Origin of the sequence: Ferrovum sp. (assembly GCF_027317285.1) — a bacterium.
Lineage (GTDB): Bacteria > Pseudomonadota > Gammaproteobacteria > Burkholderiales > Ferrovaceae > Ferrovum.
This window is the reverse complement of the sequence record NZ_DAHVHV010000080.1, coordinates 1-5,448: the sequence shown is the minus strand read 5'-3', so window position 1 is coordinate 5,448 and position 5,448 is coordinate 1. Positions and strand designations below refer to the sequence as shown.

General features: G+C 51.1%; 7 protein-coding genes. 2 read left to right on the top strand and 5 right to left on the bottom strand.

The window, feature by feature from the left end; all coding sequences use genetic code 11:
* Positions 1-339, bottom strand: a 339-nt coding sequence (locus tag M6F29_RS11115; protein ID WP_298159821.1) for a hypothetical protein, incomplete at its 3' end; no start/stop codon positions are given.
* Here M6F29_RS11115 and M6F29_RS11110 point away from each other — a divergent pair.
* Both M6F29_RS11110 and M6F29_RS11105 read left to right on the top strand, forming a co-directional pair.
* The gene (locus M6F29_RS11110) at positions 332-1,195 is read left to right on the top strand and encodes a glycosyltransferase family 4 protein (protein WP_298159818.1); all 864 of its coding nucleotides are present in this window, start codon (positions 332-334) and stop codon (positions 1,193-1,195) included. The genes M6F29_RS11115 and M6F29_RS11110 overlap by 8 nt on opposite strands.
* Positions 1,192-2,175 (top strand): acyltransferase family protein, encoded by a 984-nt coding sequence (locus M6F29_RS11105; RefSeq protein WP_298159815.1) that lies wholly within the window; start codon positions 1,192-1,194, stop codon positions 2,173-2,175. The genes M6F29_RS11110 and M6F29_RS11105 overlap by 4 nt, the downstream gene beginning before the upstream one ends.
* Before the next feature lie 210 nt (positions 2,176-2,385).
* On the opposite strand, the gene M6F29_RS11100 is transcribed toward M6F29_RS11105, so the two are convergent.
* From M6F29_RS11100 to M6F29_RS11085, 4 genes are all read right to left on the bottom strand, one after another.
* On the bottom strand, positions 2,386-3,099 hold the full coding sequence (locus M6F29_RS11100; RefSeq protein ID WP_298159813.1) for a hypothetical protein: 714 nt from the start codon (positions 3,097-3,099) through the stop codon (positions 2,386-2,388).
* Between the two features lie 228 nt (positions 3,100-3,327).
* The gene (locus M6F29_RS11095; RefSeq protein WP_298159810.1) at positions 3,328-4,650 is read right to left on the bottom strand and encodes a putative O-glycosylation ligase, exosortase A system-associated; all 1,323 of its coding nucleotides are present in this window, start codon (positions 4,648-4,650) and stop codon (positions 3,328-3,330) included.
* 122 nt (positions 4,651-4,772) lie between these two features.
* A complete protein-coding gene (locus M6F29_RS11090) occupies positions 4,773-5,096 on the bottom strand; it encodes a type II toxin-antitoxin system PemK/MazF family toxin (RefSeq protein WP_297455325.1) in 324 nt (107 codons plus the stop codon).
* Positions 5,093-5,335, bottom strand: coding sequence for an antitoxin MazE family protein (locus M6F29_RS11085; RefSeq protein ID WP_298159806.1), 243 nt, complete (start codon positions 5,333-5,335; stop codon positions 5,093-5,095). The genes M6F29_RS11090 and M6F29_RS11085 overlap by 4 nt, the downstream gene beginning before the upstream one ends.
* Positions 5,336-5,448 lie beyond the last annotated feature (113 nt).

The window sequence follows — 5,448 nt, the reverse complement described above, 5'->3', positions numbered from 1 at the left end:
TGCGCCAGAAGTTGCAAAAAGCAGGCGTCTGGAAAAATGAGTAAGGACTGTAATCCGGGTTTCTCCTTCCTTGCCTGCTTCCTCAAGAACTCTGGAAGAAACAAACGATGGTCGTGACCGGAGATTTAATCGAATGATCCATTTTTTCCCGACCTTCTCGAAAGAGGCAAGAAACTCTCCCTTTGCAAAAGAACTGGCTGCATTGGAGGTTCCCCATTGCCTTTTTCCTGGGGAAGTCATTCTGAGATACCACTCAAGGATCTGGTTGTTGCTGCTGGGTTGGCCCAAGGTCATAAAATTCGCCGTTTCATCGGCAATTCGTTCATTGCTTTTGAGCAAGCCCTACCCCGATACCGTGGTTGTGGGGTCGCACATCGAAGTCATCGTATTCGGATTTTTCCGCGCACTGCTCTTCCGGAAACGTCCGAATATCGTATTGCTCGGTTTTATATTCACTCGTCGACCCAAGCCCCTCGTCAACTGGTTGCGGGGACTTTACTTCCGGTTCGTATTTTCCATCGCCGACCAGGCCATCTGCCATTCGTCCCTGGAGGTTGAACGCTATAAAGAAATTTTCAAGTCCTCACATACCCGATTTGAATATATCCCCTACGGTCTTCATATTTCCGTTGGCGAGGATAATTCCGCAGAGCAGCACACTCCCGAAAAAAGGAACTTCCCCGACTCCGGGGGCTACATCCTCGCTGCCGGCCGTTCCGGACGGGATTACGACACTTTGTTCAAAGCCGTCGCCTCCCTCCCAATTGCGCTGCATGTGGTGTGCGATAGCGAATCCGCTCTCACCGGACTGGAAGTTCCCACCAATGTCCTGTTATTGCGCAACTGCTACGACAAGGCATATGTACAAGAACTTCAAAACGCACTTTTCGTGGTTATTCCTCTTAACGTCAACGATATTTCAGCGGGGCAAATGGTGCTGATCCAAGCCATGGCCTTCTCCAAACCCACCATCATCACCCGCACCCCTACCGTCAAGGAATATGTCACCGAAGGCGTCGAGTCACTTCTGGTGGAGCGGGGAGATGTCTTCGAGTTACGGGAAGCCATACAACGACTGCTCGGTGATCAGGATCTCAGGGAGAAACTCGGTGCCCATGCAAATGCGATGTACAAATCCAAATATTGCATGAAGGCCTATGTGACAAATCTAGTCGCTTCCTTGCAGAAACCATGAACAAGGAGGGGGAGCGGCGTATGTCCAATGATCAGAAATCCAGCGATATTAGTTATAATTTTTCTGCCGCAAAGGTGTTGTCCATTCTGATGGTGGCTACAGCGCACTATTTCACCGGCACGTTGTTATGGATACCCACCACTGTCGCCCTGTTCGTTTTTGCATTTTCCTCGGGCTATTTTTCGGCTTCCAAGTACTACGGAAATTTTTCCAAAAGTAAATTCTGGAAGGCGAAACTGACTCGACTCGGCTACAGTTTGGCAGTCACAAACTGTTTCTTGCTGCTGCTGTTCCTGATCCAGGCAAAAAGCGGGATATTTTCATACGATACGCTGTTGGGAATAGTTGGCCTCAATGCCATCCTTCCCTGGCTCGGTTTTCACAACCACAGTCCGTTTGGAAACGGGTTGTGGTTCCTTGCGGCATTGTGGCTGTTCTATATCACGTATCCAGCAATCGAACGAATCAACAGAAATCCCAGGCGAGCGTTCCTTTTCATTATGCTCATGCTGGGCATCACGACTTATCTCAACTTCACTGTACTTGTAGGTTATGAACTCTGGATGACCTTATTCGGGTTTTTATTCGGAGCCTACATTGCGACGATTAAAGCAAGACTGCCTTTTATCTGGGGATCTGGTATTCTGATTTCAAGCGCAACGATGATGCTGGCGCTCAACAAGTTATGGGGAATAAATTCCCTCAACTACTACCTCATACTTGTTTCGGCCGTCGCACTTTGCAATATTTTTCTCGTGCAAAGGCTGCCAGATATCCTTTCTCTCGTTTCTTCAACATTGTCGGGATGTATCCTGGAAATTTATTTGATACACACCTATCTTTTCATAAAAATCAAACAGTACGAATTCATCGGATATGCTGTATCGATGTTGCTAACAATCATTGTTGCAAAATCCCTTGGCAAAATTCGTGACAGGCTAAAAATCACAGTAAATTTATTCTCACGAAATTTATCGTGAGAATCAACCAAGGCCAATTGCCCCCCCGAGTTCGACACTTTTTTGCGTAACGCATTGTATTTGAAGGATGCTCCAGGATTCATGGCGCCACAGGTGGCCTGACACGGTATCAGGGCTATGGAAATGACCAGTTTTATCCCAAAAACACAAAAAGGGATTTTTCAGGGACGACAAATTACTCGTGTCTTCGCATTGCAGTCCAGAGCCGAATCAGAATGCCAACCGGGTCGAAGTGACCCATCCACTTCCAAACGTGCTGAATTCGCTCATGTTGGCCGTCTGATACCCCACACCCAATGTGAGTCTGGTTCTTCCTTCGAGGGGAATTCGGCCAAAGATGATCCCGTAAGTGACGATCAACTGATCTTTCCCGGAGAAGATTCCGCCTTCCCAACGGGTTAAACTGGTTTCGATTTCCGGCCAGAAATAGTTAGAAAAATGCCCCTGAAACGAGGTATTCCAGACGGTGGGGTCGCCAAGGATATTCTGGTTCCCGGAAGAGAAACTTTTGCCATAGGTACTTTGTATATTCACTCCCTGATCCCGGGTTCCCCAACCTTTTCCAACCGCCAGGGTTGGCGTGGTAACGGTATGGTTCTGGGTGAATACGGGACTCCCTGTTGGGAGACTGACACCCATGAATCCGGTGACGATGTAGTTGCCATGTTCTTCGTTGGCAGACAAGAATCGGTATTTCATGAGAAACGATTCATCTGCCCATCCGGATGTTGTGGTTTTAGGGGTCTGGTTGCTCATATAGCCAGGTTGGCCGATGGTGACTGCAACATTTTCGGAAGTAATAAATTCCAACCCCTTTCCGCCCCCGTTGTTAGTCAGTGTGGTTCCTCCTGCCTTATTCTGTACGATCTCGTCATAGCGATATTGTTCTTTCAGGCGCGGACTCACCGTCACTAGCGGTGTCATCCAATGGGGCTGTTCCTCCTGGGTCTTATCGACGTTGGCAAACCAACCGTCGTTTGTGTTGGACTCAGGGAGAGTCAAGGAAAGAAAGTTTGGATCTGGATCGGCAAAAGCCCTGAATGTCAAGGAAGACATTATCAGTAGCGATGGGGTTAATTTGCTTATGGATGAAGTTGACATCGCCTTGAATATTCATGCGGCTTCTGAGTAGGGGGAATTCCAACCAAGGGATCACCCCTCGCGCTGGATCACAGACAATTCCGCCGGACGAATCACCCGGGGACCGGGTCTTTGGGAAGACACGACCCGTGATTGCGCTTCCTGCTGATTCTTGAGGTACAGTTTGGTCACCTCCATCAGAACCACGACATAGTAGGGCAGATCGAAGTAGGCCAGACTCAGGAATGCCCCTCCCGTGGCGTAGGCGATCTGGCTGACCTGAAGCATCTTGGCCAGGGTATTGGCCCAGAGCAGGTCGGGTTTCCCCCGGGTTTCCCGGATGATCCAACTGCCACTGCGCCAGGTAAAAAAACCGATCGCCATGAACAGGAACAGCCCCACGAAACCATGTTCCCCAAGGACCTGAAAATAGATACTGTGGGCTGCATGCACATTTTTCGGATCTGGCGCATAACGGGCAAAGACTTCCTTGTCATAGATTTCAAACCCGCCCCCCACCAGAGGTCGATCCAGCGCCAGATTCCAGGCCATGCCCCAGGCATTGAGACGCCCGAGGGCAGAGGAATCCTGTTGATAGGTTTGAATGGTATGCATGCGGTCTTCCCACTTCTGGGGCATGAACGTCACCACGAAGGGGATCAGGATGATCATGAGCAGTGCCAAGGGCAGTTTGCGCGGACTTTTGGCCCACAGAAACACACTCATCGAAACGATTGCAAGGAACGCCCCACGGGAATAAGAGCCGATGGCAGAGACCGCACAGAGCCCCATGGCCAGGACCAGGCCCCGCCGTATCCAGGCATTTTCCTCCGTGAGCTGCAGGTAACGCAGCAGGGGAATCAGCATGATCGTTGCCAACGCCAAGGAATTGTTTTCCTCGATGTACGACCCTGATGGCCCCCAAACCGTATAGCCCCCCCCTGTAGCCAGGGTAAACGCCCCGCCTTTGACCCCGTAATACCCCAGGGAAACCACCAGAGTCCAGACCAGCCAGCGAATATGCTGTTTGGTGTTCAACACCGTCATGGCCACCAGGGTCATGAATAAAATCTTCATGACCCTGCTCCACAAAGGATAGATCTGGTCGAAGTTGATGGCGAACAGGCAGGTGATGTTCATCCAGAAAATGAACAGGATCAGGGATACTGTGGCCGAGGTGACGGGAAACTGCCGTTTATCCTTGGTGATCACCAAACTCAGCAAGGTAACCGCCGCCATCATCATGGCAAAGGGAAAGTCATAGGCGAAGCCCCAGGCCAAACGGTGGGGGTTCATGACACTGATCCAGACCCACCCCAGAATGCCAATGGCAGGGTGCTTCACTGCTTTGAACAGTATCCACAGAACAATCAGGGTAATCAGCAAATCGCGCATGAGGAAACTATCTCATGAAACAGGTGAAACCAGAAAGAAAAATTTCTCGCGATATCTGTCCAATCGGTTCAGACCGCTCCAGTTGGAGGGGTAGTGACACCTACCGCCATTTCATCGGCGGCTCAGATCACGCCGACGACCAGCAATAATGCCCGATCCACCGTCTTCATCCTCTCTTCATCGAGACGGCCAAATGGTTCGCTGATTTTTGTACGCGGTAGCGTTGAAAGTTTGTCCACCATGACTTGCGAAAGCGTGCGCAACCCATTGGCGGGATTCGGCTCCACGGTCACGCGAAAGGCAGCATTGCGCAGATCGCTTGTGACCGGGCAGAGCACAACGCTTTCCAAATCCATCAAAAGGTCCGACTGAACGACCAAGGCTGGTCGCGGTTTGCCATAGTCGCCCTGCAGAGAAACCGTGACCAAATCGCCTCGTTGCGTCATGCCCAACCCTCAACGTGGGTTGCCGCCTCTTCGGTGAAACGCAAAACGTCGGCTTCTGCCGGGTCGCCCTTGAGGTTTTGGCACTGCTGCTGCACCCGTTCCACGAACTCAGGCGAGCGGGTGTCCGGCACCCAGAACTGGACAGGACGCAGCCCTGCAGCACGCATCCGCTCGCGGTGACGCGCTACCTTGCCCGTCGATTCGCGGATTGATGGCACGATGCCCTCCATTGGTTTCATGCGTGGTTACATGATACCATGATGCAACTCAAACTGCGCCGAAACTTCGTGCAGGTGACTACTGACACGGCCATGCGACTTGCCAATTCTCGCTGTTCGCTTTTGCCCACATC

What these genes read in the sequence shown, in the direction of transcription:
- M6F29_RS11105 (WP_298159815.1), top strand. Translation starts at nt 1,192, where the DNA reads ATGAACAAGGAGGGGGAGCGGCGTATGTCCAATGATCAGAAATCCAGC.
- M6F29_RS11100 (WP_298159813.1), bottom strand. Translation starts at nt 3,099, where the DNA reads ATGACACCGCTAGTGACGGTGAGTCCGCGCCTGAAAGAACAATATCGC.
- M6F29_RS11095 (WP_298159810.1), bottom strand. Translation starts at nt 4,650, where the DNA reads ATGCGCGATTTGCTGATTACCCTGATTGTTCTGTGGATACTGTTCAAA.
- M6F29_RS11090 (WP_297455325.1), bottom strand. Translation starts at nt 5,096, where the DNA reads ATGACGCAACGAGGCGATTTGGTCACGGTTTCTCTGCAGGGCGACTAT.
- M6F29_RS11085 (WP_298159806.1), bottom strand. Translation starts at nt 5,335, where the DNA reads ATGAAACCAATGGAGGGCATCGTGCCATCAATCCGCGAATCGACGGGC.